Genomic DNA, 672 nt, shown 5'->3' with positions numbered 1-672 from the left:
GTGGTCTGCTCGCGATCCCAGACCACGGCCTTGGACCAGTCGCCGAGAGTGCCTGTGCCGGCGGGCTGAATCTCGGACTCGATCACGGGCACGCCCCACACGGTGCGCTGCCCCATGGTCTGCGGGCCGCCGTAGCGGTAGGTGCCGTTCAGATCCTTTGCGAGGTCGATCTTTTCGACATCGGCCGGGTTGAGAACGATGCCGGTCGGGTTCACTCGGCCCACGGTGCGAGCCTTGGTGATGCCCTTGCGGATCGACTCGAACAGGTCGGTCGAGAATGCCTGGGTCTGCACACCGGACCAGTTGTTGACGCCGGTCAGGTTCTCGCCGGTGCCGTTGCCGTTGAGGATCTGCGCTTCTTCGGCCTCGGCCACGTCCTTGCGCAGCTCGTCATTGATCAGGTCCTCGAGCGCCTTCACATCGGCGAGGGCGCGCTTGGTGGCGGGCACCCATTCGGCGATGGTCTTCACGTTGGCGACCTTGCGTTCGAACGCCCACGAGCCTTCGGGCTTGTAGCCGCCGTTCGGGTCGAGCACCAGCGCGCCGGGCACAGTGGCCGGGGCGGTCGGCGCGGCCGAGCTGGTCGCCTCGGGCACCGGCGCGGCAGCGTTGGTGTGGCTGGTCTGCTCGACGTACTCGACCGCGTCCGAGCCGGTGCGGCGCACCGAGACG

1 protein-coding gene is annotated in these 672 nt (G+C 68.0%); it reads right to left on the bottom strand.

Annotation, left to right across the window (positions count from 1 at the left end):
• A partial coding sequence (locus ON31_RS00040) for a phage major capsid protein (RefSeq protein ID WP_039807879.1) occupies window positions 1-672 on the bottom strand: 672 nt, incomplete at both ends.

Origin of the sequence: Nocardia otitidiscaviarum NBRC 14405 (assembly GCF_000308635.1) — a bacterium.
Classification (GTDB): Bacteria; Actinomycetota; Actinomycetes; order Mycobacteriales; family Mycobacteriaceae; genus Nocardia; species Nocardia otitidiscaviarum.
The sequence above is the reverse complement of the archived record's forward strand: the minus strand, read 5'-3'. Positions and strand labels throughout refer to the sequence as shown.